Source organism: Pseudomonas ulcerans (assembly GCF_036324125.1).
In the GTDB taxonomy this organism is placed as follows: Bacteria; Pseudomonadota; Gammaproteobacteria; order Pseudomonadales; family Pseudomonadaceae; genus Aquipseudomonas; species Aquipseudomonas ulcerans.
Genome location: NZ_JAZDQN010000004.1, coordinates 1 through 22117 on the forward strand (window position 1 = coordinate 1; position 22117 = coordinate 22117).

Consider the following 22117-nt stretch of genomic DNA (forward strand, 5'->3'; position numbering starts at 1 on the left):
GGTTCAACACCCGCGCGTTCGGGGGGCTTCCCCTGCGCCCCGGGGGGGGGGGGGTCCCCCCGCGATGGCGTTTGTCCCCCCCCGCCCCAATGCGGGGGTCACCCCGCTCCCACAAGGCCTGGGCTGAATCGCTAGACGGGGACCCAGACTGCGTCCCAGTGGGGATAATTCCGAACCTTGTCTACCAGGCCTGCCCGTAGTGGATTGGCAATGATGTAGCGGGCGACTGCAACGACATCGTCCTCCCGCCGCAGTGCACGGTCATGAAATCCGGACTGCCATAGTTGTCCTCGGGTCCCTCGATCCTGTTGATCACGTAAGCACTGCGGGACTTGAACCGTCTCATAAGCACTTCCAGCTGTGTTTCATGCAACTCGACCAACCAGTGGATATGGTCGGGCATCACCACCCAGGCAAGCGATGTGGCCATCCCCTCCTCCTGAGCCAGACGAAATTGCTGCACAACCGCACGGGCCATCCACAAGTCATGGAACAAGGGCTCGCGGTTCTCCACGGAGCAGGTCAGGAAGTACAGCCGCCCGTACTCGGAGTAACGGCCGATACGCAGACGCTTGGAGGCTGGGTAGGACATTGGACGGAACCTTGAAAGTCGAGACTTTCAACCTAGCCAGCGCTGCAACCCTGAGTGCAGACAAGATGGTTCACCATATGTCCGCAATCCCTGTGGGAGTCCGCTCAGCCTTTCTGGCTGCACTGTCGGTCAAGGTCAACACGAACCCTGTGGGAGCGGGTTTACCCGCGATTGCGTCGGTGATATCCCCATAGTAATCGCGGGTGAACCCGCTCCCACACGGTCATCGCGCGGCCCTCTCCGGCTCCTTGATCTTGTACCACGCCACATACAACGCCGGCAGGAACAACAGCGTCAGCAACGTCGCGACAATGATCCCGCCAATCATCGCGTAGGCCATCGGCCCCCAGAACACCTCCCGCGCTATCGGGATCATCCCCAGGCTCGCCGCCGCCGCGGTAAGCAGGATCGGCCGCCGCCGGTGGTTGGTGGCTTCCACCACTGCATCCCAAGGTGCATATCCCTGCGCCTCGTACTCGTCGATCTGCGTCACCAGGATCACCGAGTTGCGGATGATGATGCCGATCAGCGCCAGGATCCCGAGGATCGCCACGAAGCCCATCGGCGTTCCCGTCGGCACCAGCGCGAGCACCACGCCGATCAGCCCCAGCGGCGCCACGCTGGCCACCAGGAACAGCTTCTGCACACTGTGCAGCTGGATCATCAGGAAGGTCGCCATGAGGAACAGCATCAGCGGTATCACCTTGGCGATCGGCCCCTGGGCCTTGCCGCTCTCCTCCACCGTACCGCCAGTCGCCACCTCGTAGCCGGTGGGCAGCTTGCTGGCGAACTCGTCGATCTTAGGTTTGAGCTGCTTGACCAGATCGGTCGGCTGGATCTCGTCGCGCACCGAGGCCTTGATGGTGATGGTCGGCTTGCGATCGCGCCGCCATACCAGCGGCTGCTCCAGCTCGTAACGCACGGTGGCGAAGGCCAGCAGCGGGATCGAGGTGCCGCTCGGGGTGACGATCTGCAGGTTCTGCAAGGTCTGCGGCGAACCACGTTCGCTGTCCTCGGCCCGCGCCACCACGTCGATCAGGTAGATGTTGTCGTGCACCTCGGTCACCGGCGCACCACTGACGATGGCCTGCATCACGTTGGCCACGTCTTCCGACGACAAGCCAAGCTGCCGTGCCTTGTCCTGGGCGATCTCGATCCGCAGCACCTTGCCCGGCTCGTTCCAGTCGTAAATCATCTCGCCGATATGCGGGTTGCTGTCGAGCAGGGTCGCCAGGTCGATGGCGTGCTTGCGCACCAGGTCGATGTCCTTGCCGCTGACCCGGTACTGGATCGGCCGCCCCACCGGCGGGCCCATCTCCAGCGACTGCACGTTGCTGCCGATGCCGACGAAATCATCCCGCAGGCGTTTTTCCAGGCGCGCCTTGAGCGCTTCCCGCGATTCGAAGCCCTTGCTCACCACCACCAGCTGCGCGTAGTACGGGTTCTGCAACTGCTGGTCCAGCGGCAGGTAGAAACGCACCGCGCCCTGGCCGATGTAGGTGCTCCAGTGGGCGATGTCCGGGTCGTCCTTGAAGGTCGCCTCGAAGCGGTCGACCACCTTGCGGGTTTCCTCGATCGAGGCGTTCTGCGGCAGGTTGATGTCCACCAGCAGCTCCGGCCGGTCCGAGGACGGGAAGAACTGGTTCTGCACGAAGCGCATGCAGAAGATCGACAGGGCGAACAGCAGCACGGTGCCGACGATGGTCAGCCAGCGATGACGCATGCACCACAGCAGGCCGCCATGGAAGGCCTTGCCGACCCGCCCGGGCTCCGCCTCGTGCTTCTTCACCTGATTACTCAGCAGATGCACGCCCAGCACTGGGGCGAACAGCACCGCCACCACCCAGGACACCAGCAAGGCCACGGCGATCACCGCGAACAGGGTGAAGGTGTATTCCCCCGCCGAGCTGGCATTGAGGCCGATGGGCACGAAGCCGGCCACGGTCACCAGGGTCCCGGTGAGCATGGGGAAGGCCGTCGAGGTGTAGGCGAAGGTGGCCGCCTGGTCCTTGGTCTCGCCCATTTCCAGGCGGGTGACCATCACCTCCACGGTAATCATCGCGTCGTCCACCAGCAGGCCCAGGGCGATGATCAGCGCGCCGAGGGAAATCCGCTGCATGGTGATGCCGCTGTACTCCATGAACACGAAGACCATCGCCAGCACCAGCGGGATCGAGCAGGCCACCACCAGCCCGGCGCGCACGCCGAGGCTGACGAAGCTCACCAGCAACACGATCACCACCGCTTCGAACAGCGCGCTGGTAAAGCCGCCCACCGCTTCCTTCACCACCACCGCCTGGTCGGACACCGTGTGCACGCCGACGCCCACCGGCAGTTCGGTGGTCACCTGGTCCATCTTCTCCCGCAGCAATTCGCCGAACACCTGCATGTTGCCGCCGGCCTTCATGCCGATCGCCAGGCCGATGGCCTGCTGCCCGTTGTAGCGGAACTGCACCGTCGGCGGGTCGGCGTAGCCACGGCGGATCTCGGCGATATCGGCGAGGCGGTAGAAGCGATCGTCGAGGCGCAGGTTGACCTCGGCCAGGTCTTTCTCCGAGGCGAACTGGCCGCTGGTGCGCACGGAAATCCGCTCCGGCCCGGCCTCGATCACCCCGGCCGGGGTCACCGCGTTCTGCGCTTGCAGGGCCTGCACCACCTGGCGCTGGTCGACGCCCAGGGCCGCCAGCTTGCGGGTGGAAAAGTTCAGGTAGAGCACTTCGTCCTGGGTGCCGATCATCTCGACCTTGCCCAGGTTCGGTACCTCGCGGATCTCGGCGCGCACCTGCTCCACGTAGTCGCGCAGCTCGCGCATGCTTAGGCCATCGGCGGTAAAGGCGTAGATCGAGCCGAACACGTCGCCGAACTCGTCGTTGAAGCCGGGCCCCTGGATGCCCTGGGGAAACTCGCCGCGGATGTCCTGGACCTTCTTGCGCACCTGGTACCAGATCTGCGGGATGTCGACGGCCTTGGTGGTGTCGCGCAGGTACACGTAGACCGTGGATTCCCCGGGCCGGGTGTAGCTCTTCACGTAGTCGAGGGAGTCCAGTTCCTCCAGTTTCTTCTCGATGCGGTCGGTGACCTGCAGCAGGGTCTCGTCCTGGGTCGCTCCAGGCCAGCGGGTCTGGATCACCATGGTCTTGATGGTGAAGGACGGGTCTTCCTCACGCCCGAGGTTGAAGTAGGAGAACACGCCCATAAGCAGGGCGACGAACATCAGGTACCAGACGAACGACTGATGGCGCAGGGCCCATTCGGAGAGGTTGAAGCTTCCTTTCATCGCGTGCCTTCCTCATCGACCTTGACCTTCTGCCCCGGCTTGAGACTGTTCACGCCCGCCGTGACCACCCGTTCGCCAGGCTGCACCCCCGACGCCAGCAGCACCCTGTCCGGCCCACGTTCCAGCACCTGCACGTCCCGCGGATTGACCACCTTCTGCTGCGTGTCGACGATCCAGACCCGGGCCTTGCCGTCGACCTCCTGCACCGCACTGGGCGGCACCTCGCTGCGCGGGGTCACCGCCGAGCTGAGGGCGACGCTGATCGAGGTGCCGAGGCGGAAGGCCTCCGGGGTTTCGTCCAGGGTCAGGCGGGTGCGCCGGGTACGGGTGCTGGCGTCGGCCTGGGGCTCGATCTCACGGACCACGGCACGGGTGCGGATGCTGTTGTCCAGTTGCGCCATCACGGTGAATTCCACGCCCTGGCCGAGGGCGTCGGCCAGTGAGGTCGGCAGGTCGATCACCGCTTCCTTGATGTCCGGCCGTGCCAGGGTCACCACCGCCTGCCCGGCGGCCACGGTCTGCCCGGCCTCGGCCTGCCAGTTGGTGACCACCGCGCCGTGATCGGTGCGCAGCTGCGCGTAGCCAAGCTGGTCGCGGGCCTGCTGCACGCTGGCCTTGGCCTGTTCGAGGGTGGCGCCGGTGGTCTTCAGGTCGGTCTGGGCGATATCCAGCTGCGCCTGGGCACCAACGCCACGGTCATACAGCTGCTGCTGGCGGCGGGCATTGGCCTGGGCATTGATCCACTGCGCCTGGACCCGGGCCAGGTCGCCTTCGGCGGCGCGCAACTGGTTCTGCTGGTCGGTAGGATCGAGGCTGGCGAGCACGTCACCGGGCTTCACCGTGGCGCCCACATCCACCCAGCGCCGGGCGATGCGCCCGCCCACGCGAAAGCCCAGGGTGCTTTCGTAGCGGGCCTGGATGGTCCCGGCGAAACGCCCGAGATCGAGCGCGCCGTGGGTCTGCACCTGCATCGACAGCACCGGGCGGATCGGTTCCGGCGCTTGCTCTTCCCCGCCGCAGGCTGCCAGCAGCAGGCAACCCACCACGACCACGCCGGCCTTCATGGCTTCACCCCCGCGTTATCGGCGATTTCCACCTGCATGCCGGGGTGCAGCAACTGACCGCCACGGATCACCACCGACTGGCCGCTCTGCAGGCCCTCGCTGACCACCACCTTGCCGGTCAGGTAGCGCCCGACCGTGACCTTCTGCAACTGCACCTTGTTGCCCTCGCCCACCAGCCAGACCGCCGGTTCGTGCAGGTCCTTGGTCAGCGCCGACCATGGCAGCTCGATGGCCGGATGGCCCTGGACATTGCCGGTGGCGCTCACCGCCGAACCCAGCTGCATGCCGTCCGGTACCGCGTCGAGGGCGATCTTGACCTGTACCGTGCCGCTCTGCGCCGACACCGTCGGGGTGATTTCACGCACGTGGCCGGTGGTCTGCACCTTGGGATCGTCGATCAGGCTGACGGTGATCGCCTTGCCGCTGTCCGGCGACAGCAGCAGCGACTCGTATACATTGAACACCGCGTCGCGCCCGCCATCCCGGGCCAGGCTGAAGATCGGCACCGTGGCCTGGACCACCTGGCCGACCTCGGCCTGGCGCTCGGTGATGACCCCGGCCGCGTCGGCGATCAGGGCGGTATAGCTCAGTTGTTCCTTGGCATTGGCAAGCTGCGCCTCGGCCGCCTTCAAGGCGCTCTGGCTGCTGCGCAACGCGGCCTGGGCCGAGTCGTACTCGCTCTGGCTGGTATAGCCCTTGGGCAGCAGCTTCTGCTGGCGCACGAAGGCTGCCGAGCTCTGCGTCACCCGCGCCCGCGCCGCCAGCACCTCGGCATTGGCCGAATCGACGTTGGTCTGCAGGTCCTTGGGATCGAGCCGCGCCAGCACCTGGTTGGCCTTGACGTGATCGCCTACATCGACGCTGCGGGAAATGATCTTGCCGCCCACGCGGAACGACAGGTCGCTGTGCACCCGGGCCTGCACATCGCCGGTGAGGGTCACCTTGGCGGCAAAGTCCGCCGCCTCGACCTTCTGCACCGCCACGCGTGGGTGCTGCGGTTGCTCCGCAGGCTTGTCACGGCATCCCGCCAGGCCCAGTGCCAGGCCAAGGCACGCGAAAAAACAAGAACGCGACAGCTTCATGCGGGCTCCTTTGCATGTGCCGGTTCGAGGGGTAACGAGATTGATGCGTTTGTTAGCGTAGATCAGGCTTTGGATACTGCCCACGCGACACTCCGGTCTCTCTTGCTCGTGTTCGATAGAGATCGATGGTTTTCGCAGGTGGTTGGTTCACTTTGGTTTTTGCCGGCCCTGTCCAGCTTCAGCAAGCAAAAGCACCTTCACCGACAGAACTGACAGGTTCGATCGGCGATACTGGGCATCTTTTCCCTCTGTGGAACACACCCATGCTCACCACCCTGGCCGTCGCCAACTACCGCTCGATCAACCGCCTGGTCCTGCCCCTGGGCCGACTGAACCTGATCACCGGCCCCAACGGCAGCGGCAAGTCCAACCTGTACAAGGCCCTGCGCCTGCTGGCCGAGACCGCCCATGGCGGGGTGGTCAACGCGCTGGCCAGCGAAGGCGGGCTGGAGTCGACCTTCTGGGCCGGCCCGGAGCGCATTACGCGGCGCATGAGCCAGGGCGAGGTGGAGATCGAGGGCGGGCCACGGCAGAAGGTGAAACGCCTGTGGCTGGGGTTCGCCGGCGAGGACTTCGGCTATGCCATCGGCCTCGGCCTGCCAGCGCCATCGTCTGTCACGCGTTTCGCCCTTGACCCGGAAATCAAGCGCGAGAGCCTCTGGGCCGGACCTCTCTGTCGCCCGGCCAGTCTGCTGGTCGATCGCCGCGGCGGCGTCATCAAGGCCCGCGAGGGGCGCCAATGGGACGTGCTGGCGCAGCATGCGTCCTGTGCCGACAGCCTGTTCGACCAGGTCGGGAACCTGCGTTCGTCGCCGGAAGTCCTGGTGTTGCGCGAGCAGATCCGTGGCTGGCGCTTCTACGATCACCTGCGCACCGACGCCCAGGCGCCGGTACGCTCTCCACGCCTGGGCACGCGCACGCCGGTACTGCACCACGACGGTCGCGACCTGGCGGCGGCGTTGCAGACGATCATGGAAGTGGGTGATGTGCAGGCCCTGCACGACACCATCGCCGACGCCTTTCCCGGTTCACGCCTGGCTATCGATGCGGTGCCGGGTGGCCTGTTCAGCGTGCAGTTGCATCAGGAAGGGCTGCTGCGGCCGCTGTCGGCGGCAGAGCTGTCGGACGGTACCCTGCGCTACCTGCTGCTGGTGGCGGCGCTGCTGACCCCGCGCCCGCCCACCATGATGGTGCTCAACGAGCCGGAAACCAGCCTGCACCCGGACCTGATCCCGGCGCTGGCGCGCCTGATCATCAAGGCCTCGCAACACTGCCAGGTATGGGTGGTATCGCACTCGCGGGGGTTGATGGAGGCGCTGGAAGGGGATGCAACCTGCAACTCCATCGTCCTGGAAAAGCACCTCGGGCAGACCCGGGTGGTGGGACAGGGGATGCTGGATGAGCCAGCATGGAACTGGCCGGAGTGAGGTCAGGTTTTTCTCACCGCCTTTACCAAGACGTGAGTCGGCTGTTTCCATGTTCCCTTGAAATACTCCTGCCGCTGGCCAAGCCCTACCTCGACGTCCCACGTGTAGTCATGTGTCGCCTTGAAGCGTGTCTTGGCGTCAACCAGCTTCATGTTCAGCGATGCCTCCGCCATCGAGACGCCCGGCACCTTGCCCGCCGCCGCGCCTATGACCTTTTCGACATCGGACGCAAGGCCACGATTTTCGATGCCGGGATGTGCAGCAGGCCTCTTGAGGTAATCGTCGAAGTTGCGCCTGGAAAACCTGTCGACTGCACCGCGCATTTCCTTTGACACCAAGCGCAACCTGGTGAGGTCATCCGCAGGAAGGTAATTTAAGGCCAGCTCAAGAGCAGCGGGTTTCGATGTCGTGGACACCGGCCTCGTCGTAGGCGCTGTAGCACCCAATGATGCCATTGATGAGTATGAGGACAGCATGGTTACGCTTGTTCTGGGGCTATCGCTTTGCGGACCGGTGGGCTCGAAATACCAATCGCTCTGCTGCGGCCGGAAACGCGTTGAAGAACTGAACATCCGTGAAGCCAGTGAGGTGAGCTGAAACTTCATGTTCCCGAACCACAAAAAGTGCCCACTGGGATCGCTGGCATTCACCGGGTCCCCTGCGCAATAGGCGTAGGCATTCAACCCACCCCGCCCGAACGGACTCCAGCTGTCGGCGCTGGTAAAGCGCATCAGCACCGGGTTGTAGGCGCGATAGCCCTGGCCCAGCAGGTAGTAGCCGGTTTTGCGGGCCGGGGAATCCAGGGATTTCGCGGTCTTGTCGGACATGGGCGGCACCTGAGGAGTTTGCGCAAGGCGTGCCTACAGCATATCCACCGGTGCCACCCTGCCTAGCTGGCAGATCTGTCAGGTCGAGCCAGGGATATTCCCCCGGCTGCGACCATCTATCGGACAGGACACTGACCGAACCTCACCCCTGCCACTTGCCCCCTTCGACGATCACGCTTTCCGGCTTGGTGTCGTCGCTCAGTTCCTTGCGCACGTACTGGTCGTACAGCTTGAGCAGGTACTTCTGCTCGCCCAGGCGCGCCAGCTCGGCGTTGACCCAGTCACGCAGCTCGATATTGCCCTTCTTCACCGCCGGTGCGATCGGCGCTTCTTCGCCAAGGAACTCCGGCAGCACGCGGTAGCCCGGGTTCTGCTTCGACCAGCTGAACAGGATCAGGTTGTCCTGCGCGTAGGCATCGCCACGGCCATTGGCCAGGGCTTGCAGCGACTCGCTGTTCTTCTCGAACTTGAGCAGCTTCCAGTCCGGGTGGTTCTTGGTCAGCCAGATATCGGCGGTGGTGCCGGTGGTGACAATGGTGGTCTTGTCGGCCAGGTCATCCAGCTTCTGCACGCTGCTGCCGTCCGCCACCAGGGCCTGCACGGCGACGCGCAGGTTGGGGTTGGTGAATTCCACCGCTTCCTTGCGCTCCGGGGTGACGGTCATGTTGGCCAGAATCAGGTCGACCTTGTCGCTCTGCAGGAAGGGAATGCGGCTGGCCGGCTCGACGGCGACGAACTCCACCTTGTTCTCGTCGCCCAGCAGCGACTTGGCGAAGGCGCGGCCGATATCGGTATCGAAGCCGACATAGCGGCCCGTCTCGTCGACGAAGCCGAACGGCGGCTTGTCGGTGAACACGCCGACGATCAGCTTGTCGCGGGCCTTGATGGTATCCAGGTAGCTGGAGGTGGCCGGCGCCGGGGTCGCAGCGGCGGACTTGGGCGGCTCTTCGGCCTTGTTGCAGCCGGCGAGCAAGGCCAGGCCGAACAGGGACAACAGCAGTTTCGAGGTTTTGGCAGTCTTCATGTCAGTTCCTTTTGAGGTCGCTCCGGCAGGTTTTCGACGTAGGAGAATTTCTCCAGGAACTGCTGCGCGCGTGCGGTCCGCGGGTTCGTGAAGAAGTGCTCCGGGGGGCTCTGTTCAAGGATCCTGCCGGACTCCATGAACACGATGCGATCGGCCACCGCGCGGGCGAAGGCCATTTCGTGGGTAACGATGAGCAGGGTCATGCCGTCGCGGGCCAGGCCCTGGATCACCTGCAGGACTTCCTTGACCATCTCAGGGTCGAGGGCCGCGGTGACTTCGTCGAACAGCATCACCCGCGGGTTCATGCACAGCGACCGGACGATGGCGATGCGTTGCTGCTGGCCGCCGGAGAGCTGGCGCGGCCAGGCGTCGCGCTTGTCCAGCAGGCCGACCCGGGCCAGCAGCGCCTCGGCCTGGGCCTGGGCTTCGTGGCGCTCGCGCTTCTGCACCTTGAGCGGGCCGAGCAGCAGGTTGTCGAGCACGGTCATGTGGCCGAACAGGTGATAGCTCTGGAACACCATGCCGACCTGCTGGCGGATCTCGCGCCAGTCGGTCTTCGGGCCCAGCAGCTCGCGGCCTTCCAGGCGCAGGCTGCCGCTGTGGGCGGCTTCCAGGCCGTTGAGGCAGCGCAGCAGGGTGCTCTTGCCGCAACCGCTGGGGCCGAGGATCACCAGCGTTTCGCCGGCCTCCACGCTCAGGTCGAGGTCCTTGAGCACCTGCTGCTCGCCGAAGTATTTGTTGAAACCCTTGAATTCGATCAGTGCGCTCATGCGTGTGCCCAGCGCCGCTCCAGGGCCCTGGAAGCGGCCGAGAGCGGGTAACAGATAAAGAAGAAGAACAGGAACAGCGCGCCGTAGATCAGCACCGACTCATAGGTACGCTCGATGATCTGCTGGCCGACCTTGATCACATCCACCACGCCGATCAGCACCGCCAGGGAGCTGGTCTTGATGATGCGGGTGTAGATGTTGATGGTCGGCGGGGTCATGCGCTTCAGCGCCTGGGGCAGCAGGACATGGCCGTACAGCTGCCAGCCGGACAGGCCGATGGACAGCCCCGCCTCGCGCTGGCCGCGGGGCAGCGATTGCAGCGCGCCGCGGACCACCTCGCCCACTTCGCTGGCGCCCCACAGCGCCAGCACCAGCACGGCGCACCAGAAGCTCGGCAGGCTGACGCCGAGGAAGATCGGCAGGCCGAAGAACAGCAGGTACAGCCAGACCAGCACCGGGATGGCGCGGAACAGTTCCAGGTAGATCCTCAGCGCAAGATTCACGCTGCGCTTGCCGAGGGTCGCCAGCACGCCGTAGAGCACGCCGCCCAGGGTGGCGAAGAGGATGCCCAGGCCGGAGATCGCCAGGGTCTGCGCGGCGCCCTTGCCCAGTTGCGGCAAGGACACCAGCAGCAGCTCAAGACCCGAACTGGCCATGTTGCAGCCTCCTTTCCAGGCGGCTCAGCAGCAGCGATAGCGGCAGGAACAGCAGGACGCAGATCAGCGTCATCACCGCGAGCATCTCGTAGGTCTTGTAGTAGAGGGCGATGTAGCTCTTGGTGGTGTAGAGGATTTCCGGCACCGCCACCGCCGAGACCACGGTGGTTTCCTTGAGCAGGAAGATGAAGTTGGCGAACAGCGCCGGCAAGCTGAGGATGCCGGCCTGGGGCAGGATCACATGGCGCAGCAGCTGGCCTTCGGATAGGCCGATGGAGCGCCCGGATTCCAGCTGCGCGGCGGGCACCGCTTCGACGCCGGCGCGCAGCACCTCGGTGAGGTAGGCACCGCCGAGGAAGGTCATGGTGATGATCGCCGCAGCGAAGCCGGAGATCTTCACCCCCAGGGCCGGCAAGGCGAAGTAGACGAAGAACAGCTGGATCAGCAGCGGCGTGTTGCGGGCCAGCTCGACGTAGAGACCGACCAGGCGGTGCAGGACCGGGGTGCGATAGAGCAGGATGGCGGCGTTGATGACCGCGACCAGCAGCGAGGTGGCGATGGCGATCAGGCCGACCTGCAGGGTGACACCGACAGCCTTGAGGAAGGCCGGCAGGGTGCCGAGGATGAAAGCGAAATCGAAGCTCATGGGGGAAGTCTTTTCCGAACCGGCCCGGGGTTGCCGGGGTGGTTGTCCGCAGTGTTGAAGGCGGGTAAGCCTTACTGGGGAAAGACTCTAAAGGTATAAAAATTATTATTTAAATACCGTTATTGCATATTGATATGCACCGTGAAACCTGACCTGTTTCGTTATTGTCACCGGGGACACTTGATGAGTTTCACCAAGGCTTGCGTGTAAGCAAATTGCGCTCGTGGCGCTCCATGCGTCCCGTTCGGATCTTCCAGATGTGCGGTCGCACGCCTTTGATGAATTCAATCAACTGGGTATCGGGTTGGGGCTGTTCCTTCACCGTTCTAAGATAACTGTCAAAATCCTTCTCCAGGATTCTTGGGGCTTTCGCGCCACTTGCCTTTAATCCGCCAAATGGCAGGTAGTTACTCAGTGCTCTCTGGGCAGCTGATCCACCGCCATGCGTCCCGGAATGCTGGATGAACGCGTCAATATCCAGGTTCCTGACGGCTTGCTGAAGCGAGAAATCGAGGTCCCCAATCACCGGTGGTCCACCGCCGCCTGCAGGGGGAGCTCCAGACGCCGAGGGTGGTGTTGATGGGCTCGCCCCAGCAAGCTGAGGAGAGCTCACCGGGATTACCGGGGGCCTGGACGGATTCGGGACAATCACTGACTGCCGCGTCTGGCCCTGCGGAAGAGGAGGAGGTGGTGAAATCGGTCTCGGCTGCGTGGAGAAGGCATCCAACCATGTTCTCTTGGGTCCCAGAACACCAATGCCGACAGCCAGTGCCGCCACCCCAATCGCCACGGAGATCCACAACCAGGGCGAGGAGTCATCCGAACCTGAGTTCCCGTGCGCGGCATGGCCGGTGGGATCGCGGTGATTGACCGGATCGCCAAGGCAATACTGGTAGGGATTGAGTCCTCCGCTGCCGAACGGACTCCAGCTGTCTGGCTGGTTGAAGCGCATCAGCACCGGGTTGTAGCCGCGGTAGCCGTTGCCCAGCAGGTAATGGCCGGTTCGGGATTCGAGGAACTGGCCGTCGAATCCGAGCCCGCCTGGACGATTGACGCCGGGCCCAAGGACGCGACAGTCAGATTGTGCGGTCAAGGATGCAGAAGGATTTGCGGGTGTATACATGGCGCTATCCTGCCCGGAAAATGTGTTCACGATCGATGCCGATGCGGGCTCTGTCCTGCTCAGGACCATGCGCATGGCGGCATCTGAGCCAGAACTGGCGTGCTTCCGCTATAGGCGCCTTTCATCCAAAACGACCCGCAGAGCCCGATAGAATTCTTCGTCATCGAGGCGGTTTCTCAACAACGCTTCCCGACGTAGCGAATGGAGATGCGTTTGCCGAATAACGGGATTGTTACCCTGGGAAGCCAAGGCGTCAGCACGAACACTGACGCTAAGAGGTAATTCCCGGAACAACGCCTTCATAACCGGAATTCTGCTCCGATGCTCATTGGCAAGGGCGCGGATTCCCTGGGCGTCCCTGGCCTCAATCAAGGCAGGAAGCTGGGTCCGTATGCGCTCGTTACGTATCTCAGCGTCAACCAGATTCGCCCTGCGAGGCGGCGGGGTGACCTGCAATGCCCCGGCGCTTCCTGCGGAAGCTGCCACGACAGAGCTTGATGTAGAGCCAGAAGGCGAAGCGGCAGCCAAACGAAGCCTCGCCGGCGACGTACCCGCAGAGGTTCCGGGGACTACCGCAGCCGTTGCGGCGACTACCGGAGGCGGTTCGAGAAACTCCCCCAGTAGTCGAGAAGCTTCACGTCCGGCCGTGTAAGGGCTGCCGGGCGGGCTGGCATAGGGGTCCGGCAACGGCCTGAATCTGTGCCGAAAGCGTATCGCGCCAAAAATCGGCAGATGCCCGGTAGGATCGGCAGCGTTGACCGGGTCGCCCTCGCAGTAAGCGTAGGCATTGAGCCCACCGGCCCCGAACGGACTCCAGCTATCGGGCTGGGTAAAGATCCTCAACACCGGGCTGTAGGCGCGATAGCCCATCCCCAGAAGGTAGTGGCCTGTAACGGACTCGAGGAGCTCGCCGTTGTAGCCCGACAAGGCCCTGTACCGATGCGCTGCCGTCATGACTCGTCCCCGGAAAGATTGGAACGCTCCAAGCGTATAGCAACACCGTTTCGCCCATAACTGGCAGAACTGTCAGGTTCGCAGCAGAAAAAGAAAAACCGCTTTGGCAGCGGTTTTTCATCAACAGTCGAAACTACGGTGAATCAGAACGCCGGCAGTACCGCGCCGCTGTACTTCTTCTCGATGAACTGCTTCACCTCAGGCGAGGTCAGGGCCTTGGCCAGCTTCTGGATGGCGTCGCTGTCCTTGTTGTCCGGACGGGCTACCAGGAAGTTCACGTAAGGCGAGTCGCTGCCCTCGATCACCAGCGCATCTTTCGCCGGGTTCAGGCCGGCTTCCAGGGCGTAGTTGGTGTTGATCATGTCCAGGTCGACCTGGTCCAGCACACGCGGCAGCATGGCAGATTCCAGCTCGCGGAATTTCAGCTTCTTCGGGTTCTCGGCGATGTCTTTCGGGGTCGCCAGGGCGTTCTTCGGGTCCTTCAGGGTGATCAGGCCGGCCTTCTGCAGAAGCAGCAGGGCGCGACCGCTGTTGCTGCCCTCGTTAGGGATGGCGACGGTGGCGCCTTCCTTCAGCTCGGACAGGCTCTTGACCTTCTTCGAGTAGCCACCGAACGGCTCGACGTGAACGCCGATCACGGTTTCCAGGTGGGTGCCCTTGCCTTCGTTGAAGTTCTTCAGGTACGGCAGGGTCTGGAAGTAGTTGGCGTCCAGGCGTTTCTGGTCGACCTGCACGTTAGGCTGCACATAGTCGGTGAAGACCTTGATTTCCAGGTCCACGCCCTCTTTGGCCAGGGTCGGCTTGATCAGCTCCAGGATCTCGGCATGCGGAACCGGAGTAGCAGCTACCACCAGCTTCTCGGCGGCGTGGGCAAAACCGGCAACCGACAGCGCGGCCGCCAGGGCAGTCATCAACAGAGCTTTTTTCATGTGCAGTCCTTATTGGTATTGCGCGCCTCGTGGGCGTCGATCGTGTTGGTTGGCCGGGCCCGTGCTGCCCGGCGTGAGGCGGACAATATCGGGATTTTTTATTCCCGAACAATATCTTTTGGTTAGCCGCTTATTCCTTTTTTGAAATCCCTCTCAATGCACCCTGCGCAACGCTCTAGCTAGCGGCTTGCGTGAGACGCAACAGGGTTTGCTCCAGCAGCTTCTGCAAGGCGCGGCGCTCCTGGGCGTCGCCCAGCTCGGTAATGCGCTCCAGGCGCTGGGCCAGGGCGTGCAACGGCGTCGGCAGGTTGAGGTGCTCGGCGAGGATTTCGTCGCCGCTGCCTTGCAGCAGGGCGAAGTGGATGACGTTCTCCAGCTCGCGGGTATTGCCCGGCCAGTCGTGCAGTTCCAGCACGCGCTGGGCTTCTTCGCTGAGCAGCGGCACCGGGCGGTTTAGCTTGGGGCTGTAGATGCCGACGAAGTATTCGGCCAGCGGCAGGATATCGCCGACCCGCTCGCGCAGCGCCGGCAGCTCCAGCCGGCCTTCGTGCAGATAGTCGAACAGGCGCGGGTGGAAATGCCCGGCGGCCACCGCCTCGGCCAGGTCGATGCTCGACGCGGCGACCAGGCGCACATCCACCGGATGCGGCTGTTGCGCACCGACGCGGTAGACCTCGCGGTTTTCCAGGGCGGCCAGCAGCTTGACCTGGATCGGCAGCGGCAGGTCGGCGATTTCGTCGAGGTAGAGCGTTCCACCGTTGGCCGAGCCGAACCAGCCGGCGCGGCTGCTGGCCGTGCCGCTATGGGCGCCGGCGGTATAGCCGAACAACTCGGCGTCGGCGTAGGTCGGGCTGATCGCCCCGCAGTTGACCGAGACGAACAGGCCACCACGGTCGCTGGCGCGGTGGATCTGCCGGGCCAGCAGTTCCTTGCCGGTGCCGCTTTCGCCGCGGATCAGCACCGGCAGGGCCAGCGGCGCCAGCAACTCCAGCTCCTCACGCAGCTGGCGCGAGCGCGGATCGACGAACACCAGCGCCTTGGCGCGGATGCTCAGCGGGCTCTTGTCGAGCTCGGGGAAGGTCAGCAGCGGCTGGCCGAAAGTGTCTTGTGCGGTCATGACAAAGCTCCCGCCCGGGCTCCTGGCCCGGGCGTTGCGAAAGAAAAAGGAAGAAAGACGGCGGCGGATCAGGCGCGGCGCAGGGCGCCCTGTTCCATTCGGCTCTGCAGGCGGTACAGGTAGGCGAAGCCCTGTTCCCAGGTGCTGTGGCCGGACTTGACGTTGATATGCCCGGCACCGCCGAGTACCCCGGCCTCGGCGCCCCAGGCGCGGGCCAGTTGCATGGCGCGCGGCGCGCTGACGGCGGGGTCGTTGTCGGAGGTGACCACCTGGCTGGGGAATGGCAGCAGGTCCATGGGAATCGGTGCGAAGTTGCGCAGGGCCGGCGAGCAGGCCGGGCGCTCGACATCCGCCGGCGCCACCAGCAGCGCGCCGCGAACCCGGCGCCGCAAGGCCGCGCTGGCCTGGGCGGCCCAGTGGGCGACAGTAATGCAACCCAGGCTGTGGGCGATAAGGATCACCGGTGCCTCGTCGGCGGCGATCGCCTCTTCCAGCGCCGCGACCCAGTCCCCACGCTTCGGCGTCAGCCAGTCGGCCTGCTCGACACGGGCGCTGTTGGGCAGCGTCTTGTGCCAATGGCTCTGCCAGTGCTGCTCGGGCGAACCTTGCCAGCCCGGCACAATCAGGTAACGGATCGACTCGTTGCGCATGGGGAATTGCCTCCTGCTGCGGTTGCTTGCATGCGAGGAAGTATTGGCGAGGGAGTTATATCCGTAAAGGAATAAGAAGCTATTTATTAATAACCATATTGAAAGCGGGACCGGCGAGGCAGCCCCGCCTGGCTTCAGTTGACGGTCTGGTTCCACTCGGCGGTTTCATAGCCTTCGATCAGGGCGTCGATCAGGCTTTTCGCGGCCTCCACGGCGTGCAGGGTCAACCAGGGGAAGCTGCTGGTGCCCGGGGCCGGGGTCAGGGCGAGTTGAGTGGATTCGTAGGCGCAGCGCAGGAACATCGAGGCGTGGATCAGGGTGCTGTGGGGGTCGATGCCCGGGTTTACGGTGAAGAGCGGCGGGTGGTTGGGGCATGCGCCGAAGGGGCGGGAGCAGGTTGGGGCTAACGGTGGATCGGGGACGATTTTCTTCATGATTCGCTATTCCTGTAAGGCCCCACCCTGAAGTTTCCACACCAAAGGGTGGCGGCTGTACGCGGGGTGGAAAACCGAGCGAATAGCGAAACCCGGCAGGCTCGAAAGCCTCCCGCGCACAGCCGCCATAAAGCGTTCGCTATCAAACTTGCTCAGGTTTCCACACCCGGACGCTGACCATTCAGCGACCCGGGAAGCCTAGAAGGAGTGCTTTCCATGAGCAAGGAAGCAAGGACCGACAGATCGCGTAGGTTACGTCCTAGGATTTTGATCTTCCACAAACTTTGTGTTTGCAGGTGTCTGGAATGCGGTCCCTGTGTGGTTTGCCTGAGTAGACCAGCTTGAAGCGCGTTATCCATTTCCCAGTCGATAGCGGGTCGTCAACCAAGAAGCGTTTTGAAAAAAACTCCACATTGTCGTGCGATTTGACCATCCGTACGCTGCCTCGCTTTCCCCGCGAGCAAACGCCATGAAATGGAAGGACCTGATCATCGGCGGCAAGACACTATCGATGGCCCATTTGCAGCCATTCGATATGTGCTTTGACGTTGCCGGTGATTCTCTCACCGTGAAGGTCGAGTTCGGTTTCCATTGCTTCACGGACGACAAAGGCTATGGCGAGTTGGTGCGCTTCAAACACGAGCGCCGCTATTTCTGCTCGCATCGCTACGACTGCAGCAAGCAACTACGGGACTACATGGAGCGAAGATTCTACGAAGGGCTGGCTGTCCCTTACTTCGTCAATGGCAACCAGCGGTACTACTGCCTCGACCTGCACGACTATGCGGTGTTCTTCTCGATCACAAAACCGGAGAGCACCTGCAATCTGCTCAAGCTCCGAGTCATTTCGGCTTATGAAGTTGCCACGTGGGGCCGCCATTCGCTGCCGAAAGGCAAACCGCATAACGTTCGCTACATTCTGGAGATGCGCAACGCCGGCAAATCCGTCTGAAACAAAAAGCCCCAAGGCTTTCGCGCTTGGGGCTTTTGCTGAATCTCTATATCGGCCTGTTCTTTCGCTTTCGCTTATCCCGCTCACTGGCTAGGAGAGGCTTTCACCTCCGAAATCGATACCCCCTTTCGGGTTCCGGTCCGTATCGACGAGGGCAAATCTAACGCTAGCTGCACCCTCCGTCAACCGAGCCTGGCATGCCATTTGTCACAAAGCTCACGGACAACTTGTTGATTATCTTTGCCAGTGCACCACAAAAAAAGCCGGCCCCTGCCACAGGACCGGCCACAAGTTTGCCTGAGTTGCGTGTTGCTCAGCGGGCGGTGATCACCGAAAGCTTGGTAATCCCCGCACGTTCGATCGAGGCCATGGCGCGCGCCACCTCCCCATAATTCACTCCATCGTCCGCCTGCAGTTGCACCCGAACCTCCGGGTCCTTGGCCTTCGCCGCCTGCAGGTTGGTTTCCAGCAGATCCGGCTGGATTTCATCCTTGTTGATGAACAGCTTCCCTGCCCCGTCGATGCTCACCACCAACGGATCCTTCTGTTCCACCGGGGCCACGGCCTCGGTCTTGGGCAAGTTGATCGGGATGGCGTTGGTCAAAAGCGGCGCGGTGACGATGAACACCACCAGCAGCACCAGCATCACATCCACCAGCGGCGTCACGTTGATCTCGCTGAGTACCTCGTCGCTGTCCTGGGTCGAGAAGGCCATGTCACACCGCCTCTTTCACAGGTTGGCCCGCGGCGTTACCGGCCTTGAGCAGCGTTGGGTGGGCGATGACGCGGAAGGCACTCTTCTGCGCGAGGCTGTAGAAGTCGTGGGCGAAGTCGTCGAGGTCGGCCGCGGTCAGCTTCAGGCGCCGCAGGAAGTAGTTGTAAACCAGCACCGCCGGCACCGCGACGGCGATACCCACGCCCGTGGCGACCAACGCCGCACCGATGGGGCCGGCCACGGTTTCCAGGCTCGCCGAGCCCGCCGCGCTGATGCCCTTGAGCGCTTCCATGATGCCCCACACGGTGCCGAACAGGCCGATGAAGGGCGAGGTGCTGCCGATACTGGCGACCACGGCCAGGCCGGTTTCCAGCGAGCGGCGCTCACGCACGATCTGCTGGCGCAGGGCACGTTCCAGGCGGTCCTGGTGGTTGATGGCATGGCTCAGGTCGGTGGCCTGGCCCGGCTCTCCGACGGCGATGGCGGCGTAGCCGGCCTGGGCGACACGGGCGGCGGAGCCGGGTTGCGAGTGGGCCAGCTCGGCCGCCGAATCAAGACTGGAGGCGGCCCAGAATTGCTTGTGGAAACGCTTGTCCTGGTTCTTCAGGCGGACGAACTGCACGGTCTTGACCAGGGCCAGGCCCCAGGTGACCACGGAGAAGCCGACCAGCAGCCAGATCACCGCGCTTTCGATGGACTCAAGGGGGGAAGCCAATACGCTCATGATGTGTTCTCTCTCGGGTTGCGCGAATTTGGGTTAGCGAATCTTGAAATCGATGGGCACGCTCACCCAGCCTTCCTGGGGTACATCGCCCTGCTTGGCCGGCACGAAGCTCCAGCGCTTCACCGCAGCCAGCGCGGCGTCATCGAGTTGCTGGCGACCGCTGCTTTTCTGGATCTGGATCTCGCCGGGCTTGCCGCTGGCGAGCACCTTGACCCGCAACAGCACCGTGCCTTCCCAGCCGCGACGCTGGGCCAGCGACGGGTATTCCGGCGCCGGGTTCTTCAGGTACGCGGCGTTGGCCGAGGCCGGGGTCACCGGTGCAGGCGCTGGCGGAGCCGGTGGCGCGGGTGGTGCCGGGGTGGGTGGCGTCGGCGCTGGCGGCTGTTCCACCGGCTTCGGCTCGGGCTTGGGCGTCGGCTTGGGCACGGGCTTTGGCTTGGGTTTCGGCACCGGCTTGGGCGGCGGCGGCTTCACCGCCAGTTCGTCCTCGACCGGCGGTGGCGGCTCCACCACCGGCGGCGGCGGTTCGACCACGGGTGGAGGCGGCTCGACCACCGGCGGCGCCGGCTGGGAAAACTCGATGGTCATCGGCGGAATTTCCGGCGGCACCACCGGCAGCACCGGCGTCGGCTTCTGGCTGATCCAGTACGCGGCCGCGCCATGCAGGACCAAGGCGAAAATCCCCAACAGGACTTTCTCGCGACGCTTCAGCGCACTGCGCGGCGCCCGCTGCAAGCGCTGCTGCCCGAGCGGCGAACGGTGCGGCCGGCCAATATCCACCAGTTCGCCCGGCGTCGGGCGCCACAGCACGTCACGGGCGCTGGCGGCGGTCTGGACATTACCCATTGATCAACTCCTGGGGGTTCGGTGCATTCCATCGAAGGCGGTTGAGTGAGCCTTCGCTTGGCAGGAATGATCCGTGGCAGGCGCTTATCTCCGAAAGTAATCTTTGAAGTTATGGATAGAATTTTCAGGAATATATTGTTTTGACCGATCGCTGCAGCCCTTGCAGATCAAGGGCTGTAGCGAACAAGGCATTTCGCCATGCCTTTGCTGCATGAAAAATATTCCCCAAAGGCATGGGAAATCGGCAGTTTCCCTGACTGAAATCATATGCATTTCAGTTCTTTATTTATGTTTTTACATGCTTTTACTGAATAAATGATTGCCTTTATAAGGTGTGCCATGCACATCGACCTGCGCCAGTTGCGCCACCTCCTCGCCCTTGCCGAACACCGCAGCTTCGTCGCTGCGGCGGGTTCGGTGCGCCTTTCACAATCCGCGTTCAGCCGCAGCATCCAGGCGCTGGAGCTGAGTGTCGGCTGTCAGTTGGTGGACCGCGCGAGCAAGGACCTGGCGCCGACCCGGCAAGGGCTGGTGGTGCTGGAGCACGCGCGCCGGCTGGTGAGTGGCGCGCATCAGTTGAGCAACGAGATTCGCCAGTTCAATGATCTGGAGGCGGGGGAACTGCGCTTTGGCTGTGTACCGGCGCTGGCGGGCGGATTGGTGCCGCAGGCGCTGACGGGGTTTATCGAGCGTTATCCGCGAGCGCGGGTGCAGTTCGAGGTCGATACCCCGACCCGCCTGGGCAAGCGCTTGCAGGCGGAGGTGCTGGAGTTCTTCGTCGCCGACTGCCGGGCGTTCGAGGAGGATTCGACGTTCCGGGTCGTACAGCTGCGCGCGCGACCATGGCAGATCAGTTGTCGGGCCGGGCATCCGCTGGCCCGACAAGACAATATCGACAGCGAGGCCTTGCAGGCCTGGCCGCTGGCGGTCCCCAGCGGAGAGCCGAGCCTGGAACCGTTGCTGGCCACCCTTGAATGCGCCGATAGCCAGGGGCTGCGGGCGCTGGTGCTGGGGTCGAATGCCTTGGGCGTCGGCCACGGGGATACCGGGCTGGTGCGGCTGAAGGTCGAGGGCTGGGAGATTGGCGAGGCGCGCTACGGCATCGTCAGTCGGGCGCGGCAGCGCTTGTCGCCGTTGGCGCAGGCCATGCTGGAGCGGGTTCTGGAGGTAGATCAGGCGGGGGATGGGATGGATCTTGGACTGGTAGCGGTCTGATCGATTCCGGGTGGATTCAAGGGCTCTATCGCGGGTGAACCCGCTCCCACAGACTGCATGCCCTGTGGGAGCGGGTTCACCCGCGATGAGGCCCTGAAGGCCTCAGATATTCTCGACCTTCTGCCAGACCTTCGGCTTGAAGAACAAGGTCTCGCCGCGCGCCAGGCCGGTCAGGCTGTCATGGTCCTTGACCACTTCCGCCTCGATCAGCTCGTTCTGCCCTTCCACCTTCAGGGTCACCCGGGTGGTCGCGCCCAGCGGCCGGATATCCCGCACTTCCGCCACATGATGGCCTTCCACTTCATGCCGCGACAGCGACACTTCGTGCGGACGGAACAGCACATGATGGTTGTCGCTCAGGTGCAGGCGGTTGGAGTCGCCGAGGAAGTGGTAGACGAAATCGCTGGCCGGGTTCTCGTAGACCTCGCCCGGCGAACCGATCTGCTCGATCACGCCCTTGTTCATCACCACGATGCGGTCCGCCACTTCCATGGCTTCTTCCTGGTCGTGGGTGACGAACACGGAGGTCAGGTTGATGTCCTCGTGCAGCCGCGCCAGCCAGCGGCGCAGCTCCTTGCGCACCTTGGCATCCAGCGCACCGAACGGCTCGTCCAGCAGCAGTACCTTGGGCTCCACCGCCAGGGCACGGGCCAGGGCGATACGCTGGCGCTGGCCACCGGACAGCTGCTCCGGGTAACGGTCGGAGAGCCAGTCGAGCTGGACCATGTTCAGCAGCTCATGGACCTTCTCGGCGATCTTGCTCTCGCTCGGCCGCTCGCCCTTGGGCTTCATGCGCAGGCCGAAGGCGACGTTGTCGAACACGCTCATGTGGCGGAACAGCGCGTAGTGCTGGAACACGAAACCGACGTTGCGGTCGCGCACGTCGTGGCCGGACACGTCCTCGCCATGGAAGACGATATTGCCGCTGTCCGGGGTTTCAAGGCCGGCGATGATGCGCAGCAGGGTGGTCTTGCCGCAGCCGGACGGGCCGAGCAGGGCCACCAGCTCGCCGCTGTTGATATCCAGGTTGATGTTGTCCAGGGCCTGGAAGCTGTTGAAGCGCTTGCTGACGTTACGAACTTCGATCGACATG

20 protein-coding genes and 2 pseudogenes are annotated in these 22117 nt (G+C 63.6%); 3 read left to right on the top strand and 19 right to left on the bottom strand.

Annotated elements, in window-relative coordinates:
- Window positions 1-131 precede the first annotated feature (131 nt).
- From V0R59_RS04915 to V0R59_RS04930, 4 genes and pseudogenes are all read right to left on the bottom strand, one after another.
- Window positions 132-592, bottom strand: a pseudogene (locus V0R59_RS04915) (REP-associated tyrosine transposase).
- Between the two features lie 223 nt (window positions 593-815).
- Window positions 816-3869 carry an efflux RND transporter permease subunit gene (locus V0R59_RS04920; RefSeq protein ID WP_330072617.1) on the bottom strand — a complete coding sequence of 1018 codons (3054 nt, stop codon included), beginning with the start codon at window positions 3867-3869 and terminating at the stop codon, window positions 816-818.
- Window positions 3866-4933 (bottom strand): efflux RND transporter periplasmic adaptor subunit, encoded by a 1068-nt coding sequence (locus V0R59_RS04925; RefSeq protein WP_330072618.1) that lies wholly within the window; start codon window positions 4931-4933, stop codon window positions 3866-3868. The genes V0R59_RS04920 and V0R59_RS04925 overlap by 4 nt, the downstream gene beginning before the upstream one ends.
- Window positions 4930-6015, bottom strand: coding sequence for an efflux RND transporter periplasmic adaptor subunit (locus tag V0R59_RS04930; protein WP_330072619.1), 1086 nt, complete (start codon window positions 6013-6015; stop codon window positions 4930-4932). Before V0R59_RS04930 ends, V0R59_RS04925 begins: the two co-directional genes overlap by 4 nt.
- Window positions 6016-6278: 263 nt before the next feature.
- Here V0R59_RS04930 and V0R59_RS04935 point away from each other — a divergent pair, with 263 nt between their 5' ends.
- Window positions 6279-7442: an AAA family ATPase gene (locus V0R59_RS04935; protein WP_330072620.1), complete on the top strand. Its 1164-nt coding sequence runs from the start codon at window positions 6279-6281 to the stop codon at window positions 7440-7442.
- Between the two features lie 2 nt (window positions 7443-7444).
- Here V0R59_RS04935 and V0R59_RS04940 read toward each other — a convergent pair whose 3' ends face one another.
- From V0R59_RS04940 to V0R59_RS04990, 11 genes and pseudogenes are all read right to left on the bottom strand, one after another.
- A complete protein-coding gene (locus V0R59_RS04940; protein ID WP_330072621.1) occupies window positions 7445-8269 on the bottom strand; it encodes an RHS repeat-associated core domain-containing protein in 825 nt (274 codons plus the stop codon).
- 142 nt (window positions 8270-8411) lie between these two features.
- Window positions 8412-9293, bottom strand: coding sequence for a transporter substrate-binding domain-containing protein (locus tag V0R59_RS04945; protein WP_330072622.1), 882 nt, complete (start codon window positions 9291-9293; stop codon window positions 8412-8414).
- Window positions 9290-10063: an amino acid ABC transporter ATP-binding protein gene (locus V0R59_RS04950; protein ID WP_330072623.1), complete on the bottom strand. Its 774-nt coding sequence runs from the start codon at window positions 10061-10063 to the stop codon at window positions 9290-9292. The genes V0R59_RS04945 and V0R59_RS04950 overlap by 4 nt, the downstream gene beginning before the upstream one ends.
- On the bottom strand, window positions 10060-10719 hold the full coding sequence (locus V0R59_RS04955) for an amino acid ABC transporter permease (RefSeq protein WP_330072624.1): 660 nt from the start codon (window positions 10717-10719) through the stop codon (window positions 10060-10062). Before V0R59_RS04955 ends, V0R59_RS04950 begins: the two co-directional genes overlap by 4 nt.
- The gene (locus V0R59_RS04960; protein WP_330072625.1) at window positions 10700-11365 is read right to left on the bottom strand and encodes an amino acid ABC transporter permease; all 666 of its coding nucleotides are present in this window, start codon (window positions 11363-11365) and stop codon (window positions 10700-10702) included. The genes V0R59_RS04955 and V0R59_RS04960 overlap by 20 nt, the downstream gene beginning before the upstream one ends.
- A 190-nt stretch (window positions 11366-11555) precedes the next feature.
- Window positions 11556-12488: an RHS repeat-associated core domain-containing protein gene (locus V0R59_RS04965; RefSeq protein ID WP_330072626.1), complete on the bottom strand. Its 933-nt coding sequence runs from the start codon at window positions 12486-12488 to the stop codon at window positions 11556-11558.
- A 732-nt stretch (window positions 12489-13220) separates the two neighbouring features.
- Window positions 13221-13415 (bottom strand): annotated as a pseudogene (locus V0R59_RS04970) (RHS repeat-associated core domain-containing protein); the annotation flags it as partial.
- 170 nt (window positions 13416-13585) lie between these two features.
- Entirely contained in the window at window positions 13586-14371 is a 786-nt protein-coding gene (locus tag V0R59_RS04975) for a MetQ/NlpA family ABC transporter substrate-binding protein (RefSeq protein WP_330072627.1), read from the bottom strand.
- 175 nt (window positions 14372-14546) lie between these two features.
- A complete protein-coding gene (locus tag V0R59_RS04980) occupies window positions 14547-15488 on the bottom strand; it encodes a sigma 54-interacting transcriptional regulator (protein ID WP_330072628.1) in 942 nt (313 codons plus the stop codon).
- 68 nt (window positions 15489-15556) lie between these two features.
- Window positions 15557-16138, bottom strand: coding sequence for an alpha/beta hydrolase (locus V0R59_RS04985; protein ID WP_330072629.1), 582 nt, complete (start codon window positions 16136-16138; stop codon window positions 15557-15559).
- A gap of 134 nt (window positions 16139-16272) precedes the next feature.
- Complete coding sequence (locus tag V0R59_RS04990; protein WP_330072630.1) at window positions 16273-16572, bottom strand: DUF3077 domain-containing protein; 300 nt, start codon at window positions 16570-16572, stop codon at window positions 16273-16275.
- A 511-nt stretch (window positions 16573-17083) separates the two neighbouring features.
- Here V0R59_RS04990 and V0R59_RS04995 point away from each other — a divergent pair.
- Window positions 17084-17524: a hypothetical protein gene (locus V0R59_RS04995; RefSeq protein WP_330073011.1), complete on the top strand. Its 441-nt coding sequence runs from the start codon at window positions 17084-17086 to the stop codon at window positions 17522-17524.
- Between the two features lie 313 nt (window positions 17525-17837).
- Here the strand turns inward: V0R59_RS04995 and V0R59_RS05000 are convergent, their stop codons facing one another.
- Genes V0R59_RS05000 through V0R59_RS05010 form a run of 3 tightly spaced genes read right to left on the bottom strand, consistent with a single transcriptional unit; the run spans window position 17838 to window position 19809 of the window.
- Complete coding sequence (locus V0R59_RS05000; protein WP_009041659.1) at window positions 17838-18239, bottom strand: ExbD/TolR family protein; 402 nt, start codon at window positions 18237-18239, stop codon at window positions 17838-17840.
- Window position 18240: 1 nt separating this feature from the next.
- Window positions 18241-18963, bottom strand: a complete 723-nt coding sequence (locus V0R59_RS05005; RefSeq protein WP_042130055.1) for a MotA/TolQ/ExbB proton channel family protein — start codon at window positions 18961-18963, stop codon at window positions 18241-18243.
- A 33-nt stretch (window positions 18964-18996) separates the two neighbouring features.
- Window positions 18997-19809, bottom strand: coding sequence for an energy transducer TonB (locus V0R59_RS05010; protein WP_330072631.1), 813 nt, complete (start codon window positions 19807-19809; stop codon window positions 18997-18999).
- 339 nt (window positions 19810-20148) lie between these two features.
- Between V0R59_RS05010 and V0R59_RS05015 the strand changes: the two genes are divergently transcribed.
- Window positions 20149-21024, top strand: coding sequence for a LysR family transcriptional regulator (locus V0R59_RS05015; RefSeq protein WP_330072632.1), 876 nt, complete (start codon window positions 20149-20151; stop codon window positions 21022-21024).
- 102 nt (window positions 21025-21126) lie between these two features.
- Here the strand turns inward: V0R59_RS05015 and V0R59_RS05020 are convergent, their stop codons facing one another.
- Window positions 21127-22116: a sulfate/molybdate ABC transporter ATP-binding protein gene (locus V0R59_RS05020; RefSeq protein WP_330072633.1), complete on the bottom strand. Its 990-nt coding sequence runs from the start codon at window positions 22114-22116 to the stop codon at window positions 21127-21129.
- Window position 22117: the final 1 nt, after the last annotated feature.

Excerpts from the sequence above, each read along its gene's own strand:
- V0R59_RS05015 (WP_330072632.1), top strand. The coding sequence starts at position 20,149 with ATGCACATCGACCTGCGCCAGTTGCGCCACCTCCTCGCCCTTGCCGAA.
- V0R59_RS04950 (WP_330072623.1), bottom strand. The coding sequence starts at position 10,063 with ATGAGCGCACTGATCGAATTCAAGGGTTTCAACAAATACTTCGGCGAG.
- V0R59_RS04995 (WP_330073011.1), top strand. The coding sequence starts at position 17,084 with ATGGCCCATTTGCAGCCATTCGATATGTGCTTTGACGTTGCCGGTGAT.
- V0R59_RS05000 (WP_009041659.1), bottom strand. The coding sequence starts at position 18,239 with ATGGCCTTCTCGACCCAGGACAGCGACGAGGTACTCAGCGAGATCAAC.
- V0R59_RS04955 (WP_330072624.1), bottom strand. The coding sequence starts at position 10,719 with ATGGCCAGTTCGGGTCTTGAGCTGCTGCTGGTGTCCTTGCCGCAACTG.
- V0R59_RS04945 (WP_330072622.1), bottom strand. The coding sequence starts at position 9,293 with ATGAAGACTGCCAAAACCTCGAAACTGCTGTTGTCCCTGTTCGGCCTG.
- V0R59_RS04935 (WP_330072620.1), top strand. The coding sequence starts at position 6,279 with ATGCTCACCACCCTGGCCGTCGCCAACTACCGCTCGATCAACCGCCTG.
- V0R59_RS04920 (WP_330072617.1), bottom strand. The coding sequence starts at position 3,869 with ATGAAAGGAAGCTTCAACCTCTCCGAATGGGCCCTGCGCCATCAGTCG.
- V0R59_RS04930 (WP_330072619.1), bottom strand. The coding sequence starts at position 6,015 with ATGAAGCTGTCGCGTTCTTGTTTTTTCGCGTGCCTTGGCCTGGCACTG.
- V0R59_RS05020 (WP_330072633.1), bottom strand. The coding sequence starts at position 22,116 with ATGTCGATCGAAGTTCGTAACGTCAGCAAGCGCTTCAACAGCTTCCAG.
- V0R59_RS04940 (WP_330072621.1), bottom strand. The coding sequence starts at position 8,269 with ATGTCCGACAAGACCGCGAAATCCCTGGATTCCCCGGCCCGCAAAACC.
- V0R59_RS04975 (WP_330072627.1), bottom strand. The coding sequence starts at position 14,371 with ATGAAAAAAGCTCTGTTGATGACTGCCCTGGCGGCCGCGCTGTCGGTT.
- V0R59_RS04960 (WP_330072625.1), bottom strand. The coding sequence starts at position 11,365 with ATGAGCTTCGATTTCGCTTTCATCCTCGGCACCCTGCCGGCCTTCCTC.
- V0R59_RS04985 (WP_330072629.1), bottom strand. The coding sequence starts at position 16,138 with ATGCGCAACGAGTCGATCCGTTACCTGATTGTGCCGGGCTGGCAAGGT.
- V0R59_RS04990 (WP_330072630.1), bottom strand. The coding sequence starts at position 16,572 with ATGAAGAAAATCGTCCCCGATCCACCGTTAGCCCCAACCTGCTCCCGC.
- V0R59_RS05005 (WP_042130055.1), bottom strand. The coding sequence starts at position 18,963 with ATGAGCGTATTGGCTTCCCCCCTTGAGTCCATCGAAAGCGCGGTGATC.
- V0R59_RS04965 (WP_330072626.1), bottom strand. The coding sequence starts at position 12,488 with ATGTATACACCCGCAAATCCTTCTGCATCCTTGACCGCACAATCTGAC.
- V0R59_RS04980 (WP_330072628.1), bottom strand. The coding sequence starts at position 15,488 with ATGACCGCACAAGACACTTTCGGCCAGCCGCTGCTGACCTTCCCCGAG.
- V0R59_RS04925 (WP_330072618.1), bottom strand. The coding sequence starts at position 4,933 with ATGAAGGCCGGCGTGGTCGTGGTGGGTTGCCTGCTGCTGGCAGCCTGC.
- V0R59_RS05010 (WP_330072631.1), bottom strand. The coding sequence starts at position 19,809 with ATGGGTAATGTCCAGACCGCCGCCAGCGCCCGTGACGTGCTGTGGCGC.